This is a genomic window from Streptomyces puniciscabiei (assembly GCF_006715785.1).
In the GTDB taxonomy this organism is placed as follows: domain Bacteria; phylum Actinomycetota; class Actinomycetes; order Streptomycetales; family Streptomycetaceae; genus Streptomyces; species Streptomyces puniciscabiei.
The window spans coordinates 3943050-3963370 of record NZ_VFNX01000001.1; the positions used below are offsets into that span (position 1 = coordinate 3943050).

At 71.9% G+C, this 20321-nt stretch carries 20 protein-coding genes; 14 read left to right on the forward strand and 6 right to left on the reverse strand.

What is annotated here, in order from left to right; all coding sequences use genetic code 11:
* Positions 1-33 precede the first annotated feature (33 nt).
* On the reverse strand, positions 34-930 hold the full coding sequence (locus FB563_RS18270) for an RNA polymerase sigma factor SigF (RefSeq protein WP_055706540.1): 897 nt from the start codon (positions 928-930) through the stop codon (positions 34-36).
* A gap of 246 nt (positions 931-1176) precedes the next feature.
* Between FB563_RS18270 and FB563_RS18275 the strand changes: the two genes are divergently transcribed.
* The 7 genes from FB563_RS18275 to FB563_RS18305 all read left to right on the forward strand — a co-directional run bounded on the left by FB563_RS18275 (position 1177) and on the right by FB563_RS18305 (position 8970).
* Positions 1177-1554, forward strand: coding sequence for an STAS domain-containing protein (locus FB563_RS18275; RefSeq protein ID WP_055706505.1), 378 nt, complete (start codon positions 1177-1179; stop codon positions 1552-1554).
* A gap of 334 nt (positions 1555-1888) precedes the next feature.
* Complete coding sequence (locus tag FB563_RS18280) at positions 1889-2449, forward strand: ATP-binding protein (protein WP_055706506.1); 561 nt, start codon at positions 1889-1891, stop codon at positions 2447-2449.
* A gap of 363 nt (positions 2450-2812) precedes the next feature.
* On the forward strand, positions 2813-4096 hold the full coding sequence (gene serS, locus FB563_RS18285) for a serine--tRNA ligase (RefSeq protein ID WP_055706507.1): 1284 nt from the start codon (positions 2813-2815) through the stop codon (positions 4094-4096).
* A 164-nt stretch (positions 4097-4260) separates the two neighbouring features.
* Positions 4261-4944, forward strand: coding sequence for an LPXTG cell wall anchor domain-containing protein (locus FB563_RS18290; RefSeq protein ID WP_055706508.1), 684 nt, complete (start codon positions 4261-4263; stop codon positions 4942-4944).
* 683 nt (positions 4945-5627) lie between these two features.
* On the forward strand, positions 5628-6620 hold the full coding sequence (locus FB563_RS18295) for a COG1470 family protein (protein WP_063797079.1): 993 nt from the start codon (positions 5628-5630) through the stop codon (positions 6618-6620).
* Positions 6621-6652: 32 nt separating this feature from the next.
* Positions 6653-7699, forward strand: coding sequence for a hypothetical protein (locus FB563_RS18300; RefSeq protein WP_055706541.1), 1047 nt, complete (start codon positions 6653-6655; stop codon positions 7697-7699).
* Positions 7696-8970, forward strand: coding sequence for a hypothetical protein (locus FB563_RS18305; protein WP_055706509.1), 1275 nt, complete (start codon positions 7696-7698; stop codon positions 8968-8970). Before FB563_RS18300 ends, FB563_RS18305 begins: the two co-directional genes overlap by 4 nt.
* A gap of 162 nt (positions 8971-9132) precedes the next feature.
* On the opposite strand, the gene FB563_RS18310 is transcribed toward FB563_RS18305, so the two are convergent.
* Positions 9133-10638 carry a peptide MFS transporter gene (locus FB563_RS18310; protein WP_055706510.1) on the reverse strand — a complete coding sequence of 502 codons (1506 nt, stop codon included), beginning with the start codon at positions 10636-10638 and terminating at the stop codon, positions 9133-9135.
* A 509-nt stretch (positions 10639-11147) separates the two neighbouring features.
* Here FB563_RS18310 and FB563_RS18315 point away from each other — a divergent pair.
* The gene (locus FB563_RS18315) at positions 11148-11825 is read left to right on the forward strand and encodes a response regulator transcription factor (protein WP_020940464.1); all 678 of its coding nucleotides are present in this window, start codon (positions 11148-11150) and stop codon (positions 11823-11825) included.
* A 56-nt stretch (positions 11826-11881) separates the two neighbouring features.
* A complete protein-coding gene (locus tag FB563_RS18320) occupies positions 11882-13153 on the forward strand; it encodes an ATP-binding protein (protein WP_055706511.1) in 1272 nt (423 codons plus the stop codon).
* A 6-nt stretch (positions 13154-13159) separates the two neighbouring features.
* Here FB563_RS18320 and FB563_RS18325 read toward each other — a convergent pair whose 3' ends face one another.
* Entirely contained in the window at positions 13160-13666 is a 507-nt protein-coding gene (locus tag FB563_RS18325) for a GtrA family protein (RefSeq protein ID WP_055706512.1), read from the reverse strand.
* A gap of 182 nt (positions 13667-13848) precedes the next feature.
* On the opposite strand from FB563_RS18325, the gene FB563_RS18330 reads away from it, so the two are divergent.
* Genes FB563_RS18330 through FB563_RS18340 form a run of 3 tightly spaced genes read left to right on the forward strand, consistent with a single transcriptional unit; the run spans position 13849 to position 16691 of the window.
* Positions 13849-14988 (forward strand): 5-(carboxyamino)imidazole ribonucleotide synthase, encoded by a 1140-nt coding sequence (locus FB563_RS18330; protein ID WP_055706513.1) that lies wholly within the window; start codon positions 13849-13851, stop codon positions 14986-14988.
* A complete protein-coding gene (gene purE / locus FB563_RS18335; protein ID WP_079048792.1) occupies positions 14985-15506 on the forward strand; it encodes a 5-(carboxyamino)imidazole ribonucleotide mutase in 522 nt (173 codons plus the stop codon). Before FB563_RS18330 ends, purE begins: the two co-directional genes overlap by 4 nt.
* A 6-nt stretch (positions 15507-15512) precedes the next feature.
* Complete coding sequence (locus FB563_RS18340) at positions 15513-16691, forward strand: dipeptidase (RefSeq protein WP_055706515.1); 1179 nt, start codon at positions 15513-15515, stop codon at positions 16689-16691.
* On the opposite strand, the gene FB563_RS18345 is transcribed toward FB563_RS18340, so the two are convergent.
* Entirely contained in the window at positions 16640-17788 is a 1149-nt protein-coding gene (locus FB563_RS18345) for an alkene reductase (RefSeq protein WP_055706516.1), read from the reverse strand. The genes FB563_RS18340 and FB563_RS18345 overlap by 52 nt on opposite strands.
* Before the next feature lie 87 nt (positions 17789-17875).
* On the opposite strand from FB563_RS18345, the gene FB563_RS18350 reads away from it, so the two are divergent.
* Entirely contained in the window at positions 17876-18235 is a 360-nt protein-coding gene (locus FB563_RS18350) for a MerR family transcriptional regulator (protein ID WP_055706517.1), read from the forward strand.
* Between the two features lie 126 nt (positions 18236-18361).
* The gene (locus FB563_RS18355) at positions 18362-19456 is read left to right on the forward strand and encodes a dipeptidase (RefSeq protein ID WP_055706518.1); all 1095 of its coding nucleotides are present in this window, start codon (positions 18362-18364) and stop codon (positions 19454-19456) included.
* A gap of 8 nt (positions 19457-19464) precedes the next feature.
* Here FB563_RS18355 and FB563_RS18360 read toward each other — a convergent pair whose 3' ends face one another.
* Together FB563_RS18360 and FB563_RS18365 are read right to left on the reverse strand one after the other, a co-directional pair.
* Positions 19465-19857, reverse strand: a complete 393-nt coding sequence (locus tag FB563_RS18360; RefSeq protein WP_055706519.1) for a VOC family protein — start codon at positions 19855-19857, stop codon at positions 19465-19467.
* Positions 19858-19890: 33 nt separating this feature from the next.
* On the reverse strand, positions 19891-20250 hold the full coding sequence (locus FB563_RS18365) for a VOC family protein (protein ID WP_055706520.1): 360 nt from the start codon (positions 20248-20250) through the stop codon (positions 19891-19893).
* Positions 20251-20321 lie beyond the last annotated feature (71 nt).

Below are 20321 nucleotides of genomic sequence, written 5' to 3' on the forward strand. Positions count from 1 at the left end.
GCTGAGGAAGGCGTCACAGGGGCGACGCGGAGGTCACTCCTCGAGTGTCAGACCCTTGCGCAGCCGTGCCAGCGTGCGCGCCAGCAGCCGGGACACGTGCATCTGGGAGATGCCGAGTTCCTCGCCGATCTCCGACTGGGTCATGTTCGCCACGAAACGCAGGGAGAGGATCTTCCGGTCCCGTTGCGGGAGTTCGGCGATCAGCGGCTTGAGGGACTCGATGTACTCGATGCCCTCCAGGCCGTGGTCCTCGTACCCGATGCGGTCCGCGAGCGCGCCCTCCGTCTCGTCCTCCTCGGGCTGGGCGTCCAGCGAGGAGGCGGTGTAGGCGTTCGAGGCGGCCATGCCCTCCACGACCTCGTCGTTGGAGATGCCGAGCTTCTCGGCCAGCTCCGGGACGGTCGGCGCCCGGTCCAGCCGCTGGGCCAGCTCGTCCCCGGCCTTGGCCAGGTCCAGGCGCAGCTCCTGCAGCCTGCGCGGAACGCGCACGGACCACGAGGTGTCACGGAAGAAACGCTTGATCTCGCCGATGATCGTCGGCATCGCGAAGGTGGGGAACTCCACCCCGCGGGCGAGCTCGAAGCGGTCGATCGCCTTGATCAGGCCGATGGTGCCGACCTGGATGATGTCCTCCATCGGCTCGCTGCGGGAGCGGAAGCGGGAGGCGGCGAACTTCACGAGCGCGAGGTTGAGCTCGACGAGCGTGTTGCGGACGTACGAGTACTCGTGCGTCCCTTCCTCCAGCGACTCCAGGCGCTCGAAGAGGGTCTTGGACAGGGCCCGAGCATCGACCGGGCCGATCTCGTCGTACGGGGGGATCTCCGGAAGTCCCTCGAAGGGGTCGAGGGCGTCGATGGGATGATCCAGTTGTTCCGGTGGGGGTGTCGACGTCGCGATCGGGGTATGCGATGCGTCGAGCCGGGGTGACATGGTGTCCTCCATCGTTCTCGGCATATGGCTGCCGAAGCCGATACGTGCACTGCGGTGTGCGGCGCCTCCAAAGCCGGCGTGTAGCGAAAGATGTTCCTACTAGCCCTACCCGCTCGACGGAGGCGATCGCAAGTGCGTTCTGTTGTGATATGTCCACTTCCGTGAGGTTCTTCGGGTGCCGGAGTGCGCTTGGAGGGCGTAATGTTCGAGAGCAGTCAGCGTCCACGACCTCGGGAGAGAGACGGCATGGACCACGGGACGGTCGGCAGCGCACAGTCGGGCCGGCTTCTGGTGGAGGTGCGTGAAGAGGGCTCCAGCGCCGTTGTGACACCGGCGGGTGAGCTCGATCACCACACCGCCGATCTTCTGCGCGAGCCCCTTGACGACCTTCTGGACAAGGGATTCTCGCGCCTCGTCGTGGACTGCACACGACTGGAGTTCTGCGACTCCACGGGCCTGAACGTCCTGCTCGGTGCCCGGCTGAAGGCGGAGGCCGCCGGTGGCGGGGTCCATCTGGCCGGGATGCAGCCGGTGGTCGCCCGTGTGTTCGAGATCACCGGCGCGGAGGCGGTCTTCACCGTGCACGACTCCGTGGAGGCCGCCCTGGCCGACGGTGCCGACTGAGTCCGCCGTCCCCGCCCTCCCGTGTCCCGACGGCCGCGGGCGTTCGCTCCGGGCACGCCGAAATCAGGGGTGTTGTACCGGATCGGCCGGGCAGGAGAGGGCAGGAGAAGGCGGGGCACCCTCTGACGAGCGCCGGCCCGGACCGCCCCGGGACCGGCGGAACGACCGGACGGGACGTACGTGCGACGGACGGGCGAGCAGGACACCCCGCGCGGACTGCGGCGGACGACGTACGGACAGCGGGCGGACGACGTACGGACCGGCCGGCACACACCAGTGCCGGTCCTTTGAATCATGACATCGTGAACTGGTGATTCGGTGAGGTGAAGCGCTGATGAGCACCACCCGGCCTTACTCGCCGGGCGACCGCGGCCCGGAGCCCAGCGGCGCTTCCGGGGCGTCCGAGGAGGGTGCGCCGCCGGCCGGCGTCCCCACGGGGGCAGCCGCGCCGTCCGTGCCGCCCGACGGCACCCAGGGCCCCGGCGGGCCGCAGGTCCGCCGGATCGGCCTGCAGGGCGAGAGCGGGGTCGTCCCGCTCGCCCGCGACTTCACCCGCCAGGCGCTGTACGCGTGGGGCTGGCTGCCCGCCGCCGGCGCCGACCAGCGGGCCGCGGCCGAGGATGTGCTGCTCGTCGTCTCGGAACTGGTCACCAACGCCTGCCTGCACGCCGAGGGCCCCGAGGAACTGCTCCTGGCCTGCGACAAAAAGGTGATCCGGATCGAGGTCTCGGACCGCGGCACCGGCCAGCCGACCCCCCGCACCCCCCATCGCGCCGGCCGCCCCGGCGGCCACGGCATGTTCATCGTGCAGCGGCTGTGCCTGGACTGGGGCGTCGTCCGCGCCGCGGGCCGCCCGGGCAAGACGGTGTGGGCAGAGCTGGGCGCTCCGGCGTAGGGCGCCGGGTTCCCGGCGGATCGGCCCATCCGGTTTCCGCCTGCCCGCGGCGCCCGGAAAATCGATTTCCGTCGGAAGCGGCGCCGCCTACCCTGGCCGCAACGCGCTGACGGAGACAAGTAGCCCGGGACCCTGCGAGCCGAGAGAGCCGCCACCCGCTGTGAAGGCGGCCTCGCACCCCGGGTGAATCCACTCCCGAGTGCGGGGAGGAAATGCCCCGCCGGCCGGCCCCCGTCATCGGGCCCGAAGAGGCCGTCGTACGACGGCGAAGGCGTGGTGGCACCGCGAGCACCCTCTCGCCCGCGCCCCGAGGGACCGACCCGGGGCGGACCGTGCCGCCCCGCCGACCAGTTGGGCAGCACCATGCTTGACGTCACCCTCATCCGACAGCACCCCCGACGCGTCCGCGAAGGCCTGGCCAAACGCGGCCTGGACGTGGACCTCGACGCCTTCCTCGCGCTCGACCAGCGGCTGCGCGAGGCCCGTACGGCCCTGGAGCGGCTGCGCGGCGAACGGCGCCGCGTCTCGGCGGACATCGCGACCCGCCGCCGGACCGGCGAACCGGCGGACGAACTCCTCCACAGGGCCGCCGAACTGGCCGACCGGGTCGCCGAGGCGACGGCCGCGCACGGCAGGCTGGAGACCGAGCACCGCGCCTTCCTCGACGGCCTGCCGAACCTACCCGATCCGGACGTGCCCGCGGGCGGCAAGGAACACAACGAGGTCGTCCGCACCGGGGGCACCCGTCCGGAGTTCGGCTTCGCGCCCCGGGACCACGTCCGGCTCACCGAGGAGCTCGCACTCGTCGACCACCGGCGCGGCGCCGCGCTCGCCGGCAGCGGCAACTGGGTCTATCGGGGCGAGGGCGCCGCGCTGGAGTGGGCGCTGCTCAACCACTTCCTGGACGGCCACCGCCGGGCCGGCTACACCTTCGTGCTGCCGCCCCACCTGCTCACCTGGCAGGCCGGTTACACCGCCGGCCAGTTCCCGAAGTTCGCCGACGACGTCTTCGTCACGGACCGCGGGGCCGACGGCCGTCCCGAGCGGTTCCTGCTGCCCACCGCCGAGACCGCGCTCGCCGCCCTGCACCAGGACGAGACCCTCGACGAGCGCGAGCTACCGCTCAAGTACGTGGCCTTCACGCCCTGTTACCGCAAGGAGGCCGGCGGCTACCGCACCGCCGAGCGGGGCACCCTGCGCGGCCACCAGTTCAACAAGGTCGAACTGTTCCAGCTCACCCGGCCCGCCGACTCGGACGCGGCCCAGCTCGAACTGCTGCACCGCGCCGAGCAGTTGGTCGCGGACCTCGGTCTGCACCACCGGGTCACCCGGCTCGCCGCCGGGGACACCAGCGCCGCCCAGGCCAAGACGTACGACGTCGAGGTCTGGCTGCCCAGCCTGGGCGCCTACGCCGAGGTCAGCTCGGTGTCGAACGCCCGCGACTACCAGGCCCGGCGCGGCGGCATCCGGTACCGCCCGGCGGGCGGCGGCAGGGCGGCGTACGTCCACACGCTCAACGCCTCGGGACTGGCCACCAGCCGTCTGGTGCCGGCCCTCCTGGAACAGCACCAGCGGCCGGACGGCACCGTCGCCGTCCCCGAGGTGCTGCGGCGCTGGGGCCTGCCGGAGGTGCTGCGCAGGGCCTGACGCCACTGCCCAGCCTCCACTCCGGCCACGCGTCACACACGCCGGATCACCACAACTCCGGCGTGTGATGCGTCTTCCCTCCTCGCGGCGCCGGGCGTACCTTGACGGCCGAATCTGATATGTCGTCAGGAAATGTCGTCGCAAGGGATTGGGGTGGACCGATCGTGTCGTACCCGAAACGAACCGCCGCGCTCGCGTCCGCCGCGGCACTGGCCGGCTCGGTGGTGCTGCTGTCCGCGCCGGCCGCCCACGCCGACGTGGTCGACGTGAACTACCGCTGTCAGACCCCGATCGGCGTCAAGAGCGCCGTCTCGCCCATCGACATCAAGGGTGTCAAGAGCGGCAGCGGCTACCGGATCACCATGTCCTGGCAGAAGGGCGTCTCCTCCAGCCCCGTCGAGCTGGGCAAGGGCGCGATGACCCCGAGCGCGAGCATCCGGCTCGGCGGCGCCGACAGCGGCACGCTGCCGGTCAGCGGGCCCGCCAACGCGGCCGCGATCCCCGCCAACACCCCGATCAAGATCAGCGACTTGAGCGGTACGTACACGCCGAAGAAGACCGGCAAGGTCACCTTCACCCCGAGCACGCTCGTCATCAAGGCGCTCGGTACGACGACGACCTGCACGCCGACCAACAGCCCCGGGCCGGGGCTCACGCTGGACGTGACCGCGGCAGGAGGCTCGTCGTCGACCTCGTCCTCCGGCGGCTCCTCCACCGGCGGAACGCTCCCGCAGACCGGCCCGGAGGACTCCGCGATCGCCCTCGGCACCCTCGGCGGCACGGTGCTCCTCACCGGCGCGGCAGGCGCCCTCTGGCTGACCCGCCGCAACCAGCCGTCCCGCCGCTGACCTGGCCCGACGACCACGGAAGCCCCGGCCGAGCGCCGAAGCCCAGGCCGACCACCGAAAGCGGAGCCACCGCCGAGGCCTGAGGCCGACTGCCGAAGCCGAGCCACTGCCGAAGCCCCCAGGCCCGACTGCCGAAGCCCCCAGACCCGACTGCCGAAGCCGAACCACCGTCGAAGCCCCCAAGCCGTCCGCCCCAGATCGACCACCGAGAGCCGAGCCAGCGCCGAAGCCCCAGGCCCACCGCCGTGGCCTGAGGCCGACTGCCGAAACCGAGCCACTGCCGAAGCCCCCAGACCCGACCGCCGAAGTCGAGCCACTGCCGAAGCCCCCAGACCCGACCGCCGAAGTCGAGCCACTGCCGAAGCCCTCAGACCGACTGCCGAAGCCGAACCACTGCCGAAGCCCTCAGACCGACTGCCGAAGCCGAACCACTGCCGAAGCCCCCAAGCCGTCCGCCCCAGATCGACCACCGAGAGCCGAGCCAGCGCCAAAGCCCCCAAGCCGTCCGCCCCAGATCGACCGCCGAGAGCCGAGCCACCGCCGAAGCCCCAGGCCCACCGCCGAAAGCGGAGTCACCGCCGAGGCCTGAGGCCGAGCGCCGAAGTGAGCCACCGCCGAAGCCCCCAAGCCCGACTGCCGAAGCCGAGCCCCGCCGAAACCCAGGCCAACCGCCGGAGCCGCCCATGCCGTCCGCCGCCCGCGCCCTGACCCGCCATCGGTGCCCGCCCCGGACCCACGCATCGCTTCCGGCCCGCGCCGCCCTGCCCGCGGCCCTGTGCCTGTGCGCCGTACTGGGTGCCGCGGCGGGCGCCTCCGCCGCGCCCGGGGCTTCCACCGCATCCGGGGCCGCCGCCGCGTCCGCGCGGTGGTCCGTCGCGCCCGCGGGCGGTGGCCGCCCCTCCTTCTACGCCGAGGGTCCGCCGGGGGCGGTCCTGCAGGACACGGTGGCCGTCACCAACCCCGGGCGGGCGCCGGTCGTCGTACGGCTGTCCGGAACGGGATTGCGCACGGTCTTCGCCGAGCAGGCGGAGAGCGGGATACGCGTCCCGGCCCGCACCCGCGCCGAGGTGCCCTTCACGGTGACCGTGCCGGCCGGGGCCGCGCCCGGCGACCGCCCCGGCGCCGTCGTCGCGCGGGACGCGCGGGGACGTACGGCGACCGTCCCGGTCCGGCTGCGCGTCGGTGGCCCGGCGCTCGCCGCGCTGACCGTCGAGCACCTCGCCGTGCACGCCGACCGCATCACGTACGAGCTGGTCAACCGCGGTACGACCGTCCTCGTGCCGAGGCTCTCGGTGCGCGCCGACGGTGTCCTCGGCCGGGTCCTGGACCGGGCGCCGCGCACCCTCCCCGTCCACCTGCGCCCAGGCGCCCGCGTGCGGCTCGCCGAGCCCTGGCCCGACCGGCCCGCGCTGGACGCGGTCGACGTACGGCTGACGGTCACGGCCCCGGGCGGAGCCCATGACACGGCGACCACGTCGGCCCGGTTCGTGCCGTGGCCGGCGGTGGCGGGGGCGGGCGTCGTACTGCTCGCGGGGGTGGCGGTGCCGACCGCCGCCCGTCGGCGTCGCAGCGGCACTCCGGCGGCCGGTGCTCCGGTGACCGGGAGTGCACGGGGCCCTGTTGACGCCGGGCTCCCGTACCCCGGTGGTGAGTTGACGGAAGGCGCAGTGAAGTGAGCGGCAAGGCGGGGATCCTGCGGGTGCCGGCGATGCTGGCGGTGCTCGCGTTGCTTGTGTTGACCGGCGGCGGACAGACGTACGCGGCGGACGGGCCGGTGGTGAGACTGTCGGCGTCCCAGGCCGGCACCGGCGGCTCGGTCACCGTCAGCGGCAGCGGCTGGCGGTCGCACACGTTGCTGATGCTGCTGGTGTGCGGGCGGGCCACACCGGCCCGGGGGGTCATCGGCGGCACCAACTCCTGCGCCAACGGCGACGGCCGGGCCGTGACCACCGATGCCCAGGGCGCCTTCAGCCGGCGACTCCCGGTCGCCGAACCGCCCGTGCCCTGCCCCTGCGTGGTGCACGTGGCCACGGTCACCGGCGCGGGGGCGGAGGCGGACGCCGTCCTCCAGGTCGCCGGGCATCCCGTCGCCCCGCTGCCCGCCGAATCGTCCGCCGGCCGGCTGTCCGTGCTGTCCGATGTCCGGCTGACCGGTGCCGGTGGGCTGCTGACCTGGTTCGGCGCCCCGCCGAGCCGCAGCCTCGTGCTCACCGTCGGCAACACCGGCACGAGCACGATCAAGGACCCCGTCTTCCAGGTCGGCAGCGCGCACGGCGTCTTCGCCCCGCAGTGGGACGACCGGCAGTGGCACGGCACCCTGGCCCCCGGCCGGAAGGCCGAGGTGAGGCTGCCGGTCGAGCTGTCCGCCGGGGCGCACGGCGACTACACCGTCACCCTGAAGTACGACGGCAGGGTCCTCGCCGAACAGCCGTGGGGCGTGGGCCGCCCCTGGGGCGTGACGCTGTTCTGGATCCTGCTCTGCCTGGTCGTGCCGGCCGCGCTGTTCCGCATCGGCATGGCCGTGGTGGACCGGGTGCGGCCGCGCCGCCCGGGTGCCGCCCGCCCCGCCCGGACGCCGCGCCTGCCCCGGCTGCCCCGCACCGGCCGCCGTACCGCCGAACCGCCCCCCACGAACCCGACCCTGCCGTGGTTCGCCCCGGACTCCGTCCCGGGCGACCCGGCCGGCCGGCTCTCCGCACCGCACCCCGACAGCCCGACGAGTCCGACGACTCCCACCACGAAAGGACCGACGTGAGCATCCGAAGGAGAGGTACGGCCGCGGGCGCCGCGCTGGCGCTGAGCGGTGCGGGCGTCCTGCTGGGCCTCGCCGCGAGCCCCGCGCAGGCGGCCGAGGTGGCGTACGCCACCCACTGTGTGCCGCCGGCGGGCATCAGCCCGATCGACGGCACCACGAAGGTCGAGATCGACGCGCCGGCCACGGCGAAGGTCGGCGACACGGTGGACGTGGTGTGGAAGTTCGTCCAGGCCGCGTCCAAGAACCCCGACATCATCGACCTGCCCGCGAACTCGGTCCAGCCGTCCGGCGTGCTGAAGGCGGCCGGGGCACAGGCCGCCGACATCGCGATGCAGGGGACCCGCACGAACCCCCCGATTCCCAAGGGCGCCGCCATGGTGCTGTCCGACATGAAGGGCAGCGTCAAGCTGACGACGGCCGGCGAGGTGACGCTGACTCCCGACGCGTACACCGTCAACGCGATGTCGACGGACACCAAGTGCACGCCCAAGGAGACCGTGCAGAAGGCGGCGACCATCCAGGTGACGGGCGGGGGCGGCGGCGGGAGCACCGGCACGCCGACGCAGTCGACGACACCGACCCCGTCCAGTACTGCCACCCGGTCCGCCAGTCCCACGGCGACCTCGAGCGGCGGCAGCGGGCAGACCGACTTCACCGGCAAGGAGGTGCAGATCCCCTACGCCTGCAAGACGCCGATCGGCGACAAGAACGCGACCTCGCCGGTGCAGATCAACGCGAAGAAGAACGGCGGGAACTTCGACCTCACCGTGCAGTTCAAGAAGTCGGTGATGAACAGCCCCGCCGACATCCCGAAGGGCTCCGTGAAGCCGTCCATGGAGGTGGTGCTGGGCGGCTCCGACAAGGGCACGGTGCATGTGGAGGGGCCGACGAACGCGAAGGACATCAAGTCCGGCGACCCGATCGAGATCCCCGACCTCACCGGGACCTACAAGCCCGGCGCGAGCGGCACCTCGACGCTGTCCCCGGGCGTCCTCACGGTCAAGGCGCTCGGCACGACCACGACCTGCACACCGACCAGGACAGAGGTCTCACTCACCCTGGACACCAGTCAGCAGCCGGGTGGGGCGTCCGGCGGCACGTCCACCTCCGGCGGCTCGGCCGGCGGCAGCAGCACCTCCGGCTCCGGCGGCCTCGCCGAGACCGGCGCGAGCGACCACGGCGCCCTGAAGGCCCTCGGCCTGGTGGCGGGCACGGCGATCCTGCTGGGCGGCGCGGTGTTCACGTTCCTGCCGGGACGAAGGACGCGATAGCCGACCCAGGGGCGCGAGGAACCGCGCGACAAGCCAGGACGGACCTCTGGCCGCGCACCGGGATCGCCCCCGACGGCGCTTGGCCATGCCCCGGCACACCAAGAGGGCCACCACATCCCGAGGATGCGGTGGCCCTCTGTCGGCCGAGCCCAGCGGCAGCGACTAGTGGACGTCGCCCATGAGCTTGTTGACCTTCCGGCGGTACATCCACACCGCCGCACCGGCGATGACGGCGAGCACGGCCTCCAGGGCGACGAAGCCCATCTTGTCGAGGTTGACGCCGCCTATGGCCGGGTTGGACACCAGCGCGGTGATCGAGTCGCCCGCGGTGACCGCGAGGAACCAGACGCCCATCATCTGCGAGGCGTACTTCTTCGGCGCCATCTTCGTCGTCACCGACAGACCCACCGGCGACAGCGTCAGCTCACCGACGGTCTGCACGAAGTAGATCGCGACCAGCCACATCGCCGCGGCCTTGTGACCGCCCTCGGCGATCGACAGCGGGGCGAGGAAGAGGAAGAAGGACGCACCGATCAGCACCAGGCCGGAGGCGAACTTCACGATGGTGCTCGGCTCCTTGCCGCGCCGGTTCAGCCACAGCCACGCCCAGGCGAAGACCGGGGCCAGCGCCATGATCATCACCGGGTTGACCGACTGGTACCAGGAGACCGGGAACGTCCAGCCGGCGATCGAGTTCTTGGCCGAGCCGTCGGCGAACAGCGACAGGGTCGAACCGCCCTGGTCGTAGATCATCCAGAAGACGGCGGCGGCGGCGAAGAACCAGATGTACGCGCGCACCTTCGACTTCTCGCCCGAGTCCAGGTCCTTGTCGCGCAGCATGCGGGCGATGACCAGGATCGGCACGATCAGGCCGATGAGGGTGAGCGGGATCAGCGCCCAGTTCAGGGTGAAGTGGCCGGTGCCGCCGACGACGCCGTAGAAGACCGCGGCGATGGCCAGCCACATCAGGCCCTTGCGCAGGGTCACGGACTTCTGCTCGGCGGTCAGCGGGGTCGGGACCTCGCTGCTCTTCGGGCTCAGGTGGCGGCCGCCGAGCAGGTACTGGGCCAGACCCAGCGCCATGCCGAGCGCGGCCAGCGCGAAGCCCAGGTGCCAGTTGACGTTCTCACCGACGGTGCCGATGACCAGGGGAGCGGCGAACGCACCGAGGTTGATGCCGATGTAGAAGAGGGTGAAACCACCGTCACGGCGCGCGTCGTCCGGGCCCTTGTAGAGGTGGCCGACCATCGTGGAGATGTTGGCCTTCAGCAGACCCGAGCCGATGGCGACGAGACCCAGGCCGACGAAGAAGCTCGCGGCCACGGGCAGCGCGAGGCACAGGTGGCCGAGCATGATGATCAGGCCCGAGACGGCGACCGTCTTGCGGGGGCCGAGTACACGGTCGGCGAACCAGCCGCCGGGCAGGGCGAGCAGGTACACGAGCGAGACGTACACCGAGTAGATCGCGGTCGCGGTGCCCGCGCTCAGGTGCAGGCCGCCCGGGGCCACCAGGTACAGCGGAAGCAGAGCCCTCATGCCGTAGTAGGAGAAACGCTCCCACATCTCGGTCATGAAGAGAGTGGCCAGGCCGCGGGGGTGGCCGAAGAAGGTCTTCTCGGAACCGGGGGTGCCCGGGCGGACCGAGTCCTTCGTCAGGCTGGACGCCATGGTCGTTCCTTGCTGGTCGGGACGCGCTTTTCGAGCGTTGCGCGCCCGGTGGGGGTGTGGCCGGCACCGGCACGGTCGGTCGTCCGCCCCCAACGCCCGAGGGGAGTCCGCGTCCGGGTCTCGGAAGCGGTGGACGGCGACCACCGGGATCCACGCCCCGACGCGCGTCGATGCGCTGCGGAGCCCGGCCAGAGGTCATTCCTTTCAAGGCCGGCCAAGGCTTGATCTTGGTCGGCCCGCACACAAATAGAGACCCTCAGCGTCAAGTGCTCGCCAAAGGTCCCCGGTGTACTACAGGCGTTCAGGTCACCATACGGCAGGACACGGCCGGATATGGAAGGACTTGAGACACGGATCACAGGTGTCGGGGGAACCACAGGACCGGAATCGAAGGTCTCTTCTACGGTCTCATCCCCACAGTGATGGTCCGTACCAGTGCCGTCACAAGGTAAGAGTTCCTGGAAGCGATCACACCCCAGCACCGTGCGCGGGCGGTCTACCATCACCTCATGACCCGTGTACTGCTCGCCGAGGACGACGCGTCCATCTCGGAGCCGCTGGCCCGCGCCCTGCGCCGGGAAGGTTACGAGGTCGAGGTGCGCGAGGACGGACCCACCGCGCTGGACGCCGGAATGCAGGGCGGCGTCGATCTGGTCGTACTGGACCTGGGCCTGCCGGGCATGGACGGCCTGGAGGTCGCCCGCCGGCTGCGGGCCGACGGCCACACCGTGCCGATCCTCATCCTGACCGCGCGGGCCGACGAGGTGGACACCGTCGTCGGCCTGGACGCGGGCGCCGACGACTACGTCACCAAGCCCTTCCGGCTCGCCGAACTGCTCGCCCGGGTACGGGCCCTGCTCCGGCGCGGTGCCGCCGAGCCGCAGCAGCCGCCGGCCACGCACGGGGTACGGATCGACGTCGAGTCGCACCGGGCGTGGATGGGCGACGAGGAACTCCAGCTCACCGCCAAGGAGTTCGACCTGCTGCGGGTGCTGGTGCGGGACGCCGGCCGGGTCGTCACGCGCGACCAGCTGATGCGCGAGGTCTGGGACACCACCTGGTGGTCCTCCACCAAGACCCTCGACATGCACATCTCCTGGCTGCGCAAGAAGCTCGGCGACGACGCGGCGAACCCCCGCTACATCGCCACCGTACGAGGCGTGGGCTTCCGCTTCGAGAAGAGCTGAGCCCCTCCCCGGGTGAGCCCTTCCCGGGGCCCAGCGATCACCTCAGGTAACGGAACATGCGCCGACGTCTCATCCAGTCCACTCTCGCCGTCGTCCTCGTGGTGATCGCCGTCTTCGGTATCTCCCTGGTGATCGTCGAGACGCGGACGATCAGCAACAGCGCCCAGGAGCGGGTGGACTCCGAGGCGATCCGGCTGGCCAGCATCGTGGACAGCAGGATCCTCGCCGCGGAGAACGTCAACGCGGACGTGCTGCGCAATCCGGTCAGCAAGGACCAGTACGCGGTGATCCGCATGCCCGGGCAGGCGCCGATAGAGATCGGCACCAAGCCGCAGGGCGATGTCATCCGCGCCACCCAGCGGGGCGAGGAGGGCGAGACGGTCACCGTGCAGGAGCCGCGCTCCTCGGTGACCCGCGAGGTCGGCCGGACCCTGCTGATCATCGGCCTGGTGGCGCTGCTCGCGGTGGTCGCGGCCGTGCTGCTGGCCGTCCGCCAGGCCAACCGGCTCGCCTCCCCACTGACCGACCTCGCGGAGACCGCCGAGCGGCTCGGCTCCGGCGACCCGCGCCCGCGGCACAAGCGGTACGGCGTCCCCGAGCTGGACCGGGTCGCCGATGTGCTGGACTCCTCCGCCGAGCGGATCGGCCGCATGCTGACCGCCGAGCGGCGCCTGGCGGCCGACGCCTCCCACCAGCTGCGCACCCCGCTCACGGCGCTCTCGATGCGGCTGGAGGAGATCACCCTCACGGACGACCCGGACATCGTGAAGGAAGAGGCGAACGTCGCGCTCACCCAGGTCGAGCGGCTCACCGACGTGGTCGAGCGGCTGCTGACGAACTCGCGCGACCCGCGCACCGGCTCCGCCGTCACCTTCGACCTGGACGAGGTCATCCAGCAGCAGCTCGCCGAGTGGCGGCCCGCCTACCGCAGCGCCGGCCGGGCCATCGTCAGCTCCGGCAAGCGGCATCTGCACGCCGTCGGCACGCCGGGAGCGGTCGCCCAGGTGCTGGCGGCGCTGATCGAGAACTCCCTCATGCACGGTGGCGGCACCGTCGCGCTGCGCACCCGGGTCACCGGCAACCAGGCCGTGGTGGAGGTCACCGACGAGGGCCCCGGGGTCCCCGCCGACCTGGGCGCGCGGATCTTCGAGCGGACGATCAGCGGACGGAACTCCACCGGGATCGGCCTCGCCGTCGCCCGCGACCTCGCGGAGGCCGACGGGGGACGCCTGGAGCTGCTCCAGGCGCAGCCGCCGGTGTTCGGCCTGTTCCTCTCGCGCACGCCGCCGGCCCGCAAGGCGGAGGAGGACCGGCCGACGGTGCGCTGAACCGGGTTACGGAACCCGCTGCGACTTCGGCTCGGGTTCCGTGTGCGGCCGCTTCGACTCGGCCACCAGGATCGACTCCGCCTCCTGCGTCGGCTGCACGCGGAACACCCAGGTGCGGTACGACCAGAAGCGGAAGAGCGTCGCGACGCCGATGCCGACGAACTTGAAGACGTTGCTCTGCAGCGGGCTGTCCCAGCCGAAGCCGTAGGTCGCCGCGTACAGCACGCCGTTCTCGATCACCAGGCCGATCGCGCTGAAGAACAGGAAGAGCGTGAGCTCCTTGGTGCGGCCGCCCTTGTCGCGGTCCCGGTACGTCCAGTAACGGAAACCGACGTAGTTGAAGGCGATGGCGACTATGGTCGCGATGATGCTGGCGCGTACCACCGGCAGGTCGGAGACGTGCCGGACGAGGTTGAAGACGCCGAGGTTCACGAAGATGCCCGCGACGCCGACGGTGCCGAACTTGGCCACCTCGCGTACGAGCCGTTGCAGCCCCGAGGAACGAGGTTCCATGGCTGTGCAGCTCCCGTCGGTAGGTTTCGTCAGCCCAGCCATGCTATCCGGGTGAACCCCCTGTCGCCTGTGCACAAGGCCAAGACCGGGAAACAGATCGGAAAGAGGGCGGAAAGCGACCGGTAAGAGTTCCTCCGAGGGACGCGATCCGGTCGCCCCCGCGTGGCCGATACGCTAGGGGTGTGACGTTCCCGGTAGTCGGCATGGTCGGCGGGGGGCAGCTCGCGCGTATGACGCACGAGGCGGGCATCCCGTTGGGCATCAGGTTCAAGCTTCTCAGTGACACTCCTCAGGATTCCGCGGCGCAGGTCGTGAACGATGTCGTCATCGGCGACTATCGCGACCTGGACACGCTGCGCGAGTTCGCGCGCGGGTGCGATGTGATCACCTTCGATCACGAACATGTACCCACCGAGCACCTCAGGGCCCTGGAGGCGGACGGCATCCCCGTGCGTCCGGGGCCCGACGCGCTGGTGCACGCCCAGGACAAGGGCGTGATGCGTGCGAAGCTCGACCTCATCGGCATCCCGTGCCCGCGGCACCGGATCGTCGCCGATCCGGAGGACGTGGTCCGGTTCGCGGCGGAGGGGGACGGCTTCCCGGTCGTCCTGAAGACCGTGCGCGGTGGCTACGACGGCAAGGGCGTGTGGGTCGTGGAGTCCGCCGAGGAGGCCATGGACCCGTTCCGGGCGGGCGTCCCGGTGCTCGCCGAGGAGAAGGTCGACTACGTCCGCGAGCTCGCGGCCAACGTCGTACGCTCCCCGCACGGCCAGGCCGTCGCCTACCCGGTGGTGGAATCGCGGCAGGTGGACGGCGTGTGCGACACCGTCATAGCCCCGGCCCCCGACCTGGACGAGGCCCTGGCGCTCAAGGCCGAGCAGATGGCCCTGACCATCGCCAAGGAACTCGGTGTCGTCGGCCACCTCGCCGTCGAGCTGTTCCAGACCCGCGACGGCCGCATCCTGGTCAACGAGCTGGCGATGCGCCCGCACAACTCGGGCCACTGGACCCAGGACGGCGCGATCACCTCGCAGTTCGCCAACCACGTCCGCGCGGTCCTCGACCTGCCCCTCGGCGACCCCCGCGCGCGTGCCCCGTGGACGGTGATGGTCAACGTCCTGGGCGGCGACTACCCGGACATGTACTCCGCGTACTTGCACTGCATGGCCCGCGACCCCAAGCTCAAGATCCACATGTACGGCAAGGACGTGAAGCCCGGCCGCAAGGTCGGCCACGTCAACACCTACGGCGACGACCTGGACGACGTGCTGGAGCGCGCCCGTCACGCAGCCGGATACCTGAGAGGCACGATCACCGAATGAGCCCTGTTGTTGGCATCGTCATGGGGTCGGACTCCGACTGGCCCGTCATGGAGGCCGCCGCCAAGGCCCTGGACGAGTTCGAGATCGCCTACGAGGTCGACGTCGTCTCCGCCCACCGCATGCCGCGCGAGATGATCACGTACGGCGAGCAGGCCGCCGACCGCGGCCTGAAGGTGATCATCGCCGGTGCGGGCGGTGCCGCCCATCTGCCCGGCATGCTCGCCTCCGTCACCCCGCTGCCGGTCATCGGCGTGCCGGTGCCGCTGAAGTACCTGGACGGCATGGACTCGCTGCTGTCCATCGTGCAGATGCCGGCCGGGGTCCCGGTCGCCACCGTCTCCGTCGCCGGTGCCCGCAACGCCGGTCTCCTCGCGGCCCGCATCCTCGCCGCGCACGACGAGGACCTGCTGCACAAGATGCGCGACTTCCAGCAGGACCTCAACGACCAGGCCACGGAGAAGGGCAAGCGGCTGCGCTCGAAAGTCGAGGGGTCGAGCGGCTTCGGCTTCGGGAAGTAACAGGTAATGACCTCAACCGACGAAGCCCGGTCCCTGCTGCGCGAGTTCCCGGTCGTCGACGGCCACAACGACCTGCCGTGGGCGCTGCGCCAACAGGTCCGCTACGACCTCGCGGCCCGCGACATCGCCGTACGGCAGGACGCCCATCTGCACACCGACATCCCGCGGCTGCGCGAGGGCGGGGTCGGGGCGCAGTACTGGTCGGTGTACGTGCGCTCGGACCTGCCCGGGGCCGTGCCGGCGACCCTCGAACAGATCGACTGCGTACGGCAGTTGATCGCCCGGTACCCCGCCGATCTGCGGGCCGCGCTGACCGCCGCCGACATGGAGGCGGCGCGCGCGGAGGGCCGTATCGCCTCCCTCATGGGCGCGGAGGGCGGTCACTCGATCGACAACTCCCTGGGCACCCTGCGCGGTCTGTACGAGCTGGGCGTGCGCTACATGACGCTCACCCACAACGACAACAACGACTGGGCGGACTCCGCGACGGACGAGCCGAAGGTCGGCGGTCTGTCGGCCTTCGGGCGCGAGGTGGTGCGGGAGATGAACCGCCTCGGCATGCTGGTCGACCTCTCCCACGTGGCCCCCGAGACCATGCGGGCCGCGCTGGACACCACGTCCGCGCCGGTGATCTTCTCGCACTCCTCCGCGCGGGCCGTGTGCGACCACCCGCGCAACATCCCCGACGACGTCCTGGAGCGGCTGCGCGCCAACGGCGGCGTGGCGATGGTGACGTTCGTGCCGAAGTTCGTGCTCCAGGCGGCCGTCGACTGGACGGCCGCGGCCGACGACAACATGCGCGCCCACGGTCTGCACCACCTCGACACCAGCCCCGAGGCGATGAAGATCCACGAGGCCTTCGAGGAGCGCAACCCGCGCCCGATCGCCACGGTGTCCACCGTCGCGGACCACCTGGACCACATGCGCGAGGTCGCCGGCGTCGACCACCTGGGCATCGGCGGCGACTACGACGGCACCGCGTTCACCCCCGACGGCCTCGGCGACGTCTCCGGCTACCCCAACCTCCTCGCCGAGCTGCTCGACCGCGGCTGGTCCAAGGCCGACCTGGCCAAGCTGACCTGGCAGAACGCGGTGCGGGTCCTGGGCGCCGCGGAGGACGTGGCCCGCGACCTTCAGGCCACCCGCGCCCCGTCCAACGCCACGATCGAGTCGCTGGACGGCTGACCGGCCAGGGTGGGGTAGTCGTTGTACCCCTCCGTCCCGCCCACGTACATGAAGTACCGGTCCCGGACCGGGTTGAGGGGTGCGCCGAGGCGCAGCCGCTCGACCAGGTCCGGGTTGGCGAGGAACGGCCGGCCGAGCGCCACCAGGTCGGCGCCGGCCGCCAGCATCTCCCGCGCGGCCCGGGCGACGGCCTGCGTGGACAGGTCGGTCAGGTCCGGGTTGCCGATCAGGACGCCGGGCCAGTCGGCGCGGATCCGCCGGTACCAGCCGGTGGCCGGGTCGGAGCGCACCAGGTGCACATAGGCGAGGTCCAGCCCCTTCAGCCGGTCCAGGAGCGCGGCGTACAGGCCCTCGGTGTCCTCCTCCAGGACGCCGTTGACCGTGCTCGCGGGGGAGATCCGGATGCCCACCCGGTCCGCGCCGATCGCGTCGGCCACCGCCTCGGTCACCTCCGCCGCGAAGCGCACCCGCCGCCGGGCCGGGCCGCCGTAGCCGTCGGTGCGGCGGTTGGTGTTGTCCGCGAGGAACTGGTGCAGCAGCATCCCGTTGGCCGAGTGCACCTCCACGCCCTCGAAGCCCGCGTCGACGGCCCGGCGCGCGGCGGCGGCGAAGTCGGCGATCGTGGCGCGGATGTCGTCCGCGCTCATCTCGCGCGGGACGGCGGCCCGCAGGTGGCCCCGCGGGGTGAAGATCGTCTCCGGCAGCGGGACGGGGGAGGGAGCGACCGGCGTGAGGCCGGTGGTCGCCGGATGGCTGACCCGGCCGCCGTGCTGGAGCTGCAGGAACATCCGCCCGCCGGCCGCCCGCACCGCGTCCGTGACCCGCCGCCAGCCGACGGTGTGCCGGTCGGTGTGGATCGCGGTGATGTCCGGGTACGTCTGCCCGACCGCGTTGGGCGTGGAGCCCTCGGCGATGATCAGTCCGGCGGCGGCACGCTGGGCGTAGTGCGTGACCATGAGGTCCGTCGGTGTGCCGTCGGCTTCCGCGCGGTTGCGGGTCAGCGGGGCCATCACGAGGTGGTGGGGGAGGTCGAGCCGGCCGAGCCGCGCCGGGGCCAGGAAGTCCGTGGAGTCCGTGAAGTCCGTTGTCTGCGTCATGCCGGCACGGTAGAACTTGACACTGATGTGAGATTCAAGCCCTCGTCGGCGAGGCGGGCACGCGGAGTCGGACACGCGGAGGCGGACATGCGGATCGGTGAACTGGCCCGGCGCACCGGCGTGAGCGAGCGGTCGCTGCGCTACTACGAGACCCAGGGGCTGCTCACCGCCGAGCGCACCCCCGGCGGCCACCGCGACTACCCGGAGTGGGCCGTCGACCGGGTCATCCGCATCCAGGAGCTGTACGCGGCCGGGCTGCACAGCGAGAAGATCCGGCAGCTGCTGCCCTGTATGCGCGACCGGGACGGCGGCCCCTCCGCGATCGCCACCCCGCGCCTGGTGCGGGACCTGACCGCCGAGCGGGACCGGATCGACCGCATGATCGCCGATCTGCGCCGCTCCCGGGAGACCCTGGACGAGGTGATCCGCACGGCCCGGGACGCCTGAGCTGCCGTACCCCCGAACGCCCCACTCACCAGGAAGCCGTCCTGGCCTCCGTGCGACGGTGGCGATACGCCCCAGCCCGACGTGGCTCACGACCTGCGTGGGCCGCGACGACGTACGGAGCCCGCCATGGCCGACCTCCAGGACGACATCCCCACCCCGACCGAGGTCGGCGAGGACGACGGCCTGCCGGACGACCCCTTCCCCACCGAGCCCGCGTCGCTGCGGCGGGCCCACGCCCTGCTGGCCGTCCACCCGGTGGCCGACGGCTACAACGCGCTGCCGTGGGCCCTGCGCCGGCTGCCCTGGTACGACCTGGAGCTGGGCGAGGCGGCCATCGACACCGACATACCCCGGCTGCGAGAGGGGCACGTGGGCGCGCTGTTCTGGTCACTGCACCTGCCCGAGGGCCCCGCCGGCGACCGCGCGACGGCCGCCACCCTGGAACAGCTGGACCAGGCCCGCTCGGTGATCGACGCCCATCCGGAGGGCCTGCGCCTGGTGCGCACCGCCGGGCAGATCATCGACGCCCGCAACTGCGGCCGGATCGCCGTGGTGCTGGGCCCCGCCCACGCCACCGCGCTCGACGACTCCCTGGGCATCCTGCGCGTCCTGCACGGTCTCGGCCTGCGCGTGCTCACGCTCGCGGGCACGGCCTGGGCGGGGGAGCGGGGCCTGACCCGGTTCGGCGAGGAGGTGGTGCGCGAGATGAACCGGCTCGGGGTGGTCGCCGATGTCTCCGGTGCCTCGCGGGCCACCGCCGAACGCGCCCTCGCGCTGTCCAAGACCCCGGTGCTGTGCACCCGCTCCGCCGCCGGCGCCCTGCGCCCGCACCCGGCCAACCTGCCCGACGAGCTGCTCACCGCACTGGGCGCGGCGAAGGGCCTGTGCCTGGTGCCGCTGACCGCCGAGCAGACCGGGCCGACGGTCCAGGACGTCGCCGACCACCTGGACCACGTCCGCGACATGGCCGGCCCGGAGTGCGTGGGCCTGTCCGGCGCCTACGACTCCGGTGCCGACCACCCCCGCGACCTCGCCGACGCCTCCCGCTACCCCCGCCTGATCGCCGAACTCCTCCGGCGCGACTGGTCCGAGACCGAGCTGGCCCAGCTGACCTGGGGCAACGTCCAACGGGTGCTGCGCAGCGCGGACTTCACGGCGAGGGCGGCACAGCACCGCCGGGAGGTGTCGAACCCGAAGATCGGGGAGCTGGACGCCCCCTGATCAGGGCGTCACGGATGATCGATCCGGCACAGGCAGAACGGATGCCCGGCCGGGTCGGCGTAGACCTGGAAGTCCTTCTTCTCCCGGTCCTCCAGATCCAGCGGGCGGGCGCCCAGCGCCAGCACCCGCTCATGGGCCGCGTCGACCTCCGCCCAGGTCCGGCCGGCGTCGAAGTCGAGATGGAACTGCTGGCCGTTCACGTCCGCGCGCGGCCACTCGGGCGCGGTGTACCCCTCGGCCCGCTGGAAGGCCAGCCGCGGCCCGTCCGGCACCTTCAGGACGACCCAGTCGTCGTCCTCGGCGTCCGGGGTGCCCCCGGCCACCGCCGCGTAGAAGGCGGCCAGTGCGTGCGGATCGGGACAGTCGAGCACGACGGAACGGAGACGGGCGACGGACGCCATGGGATCCTCCTCGATGTCAGCAGGCGCACCGGCTCAGCAGGCGCACAGACAGAACGGGTGCCCCGCGGGGTCGGCGTACACACGGAAGGTCCGCTCGCGGTCCCCGGCGTCCAGCGGCCGCGCCCCCAGTTCCAGCACCCCCTTCTCCGCCGCGTCGAGGTCCTGCACCACCAGGTCCAGATGGAACTGCTGCGAGGCGTCCGGCGCGGGCCACTTCGGCGGCACGAACCCCGGCGCCTGCTGGAAGGCCAGCGCCGGCCCGCCGGGCACCTTCAGGTCCACCCACTCGCCGTCCCCCTCCACCGTGCCGCCCAGCACTCCGGCGTAGAAGCCGGCCAGCGCACGGGGATCGGGACAGTCCACCACCACGACACCGAGCTCGGCGAGAGCCATGACTACCTCCTTGGGTCACGGGCAGAGTTACCCGTAGAGCCGGGTAACCGGTAACGGTTACTGCATGCTCC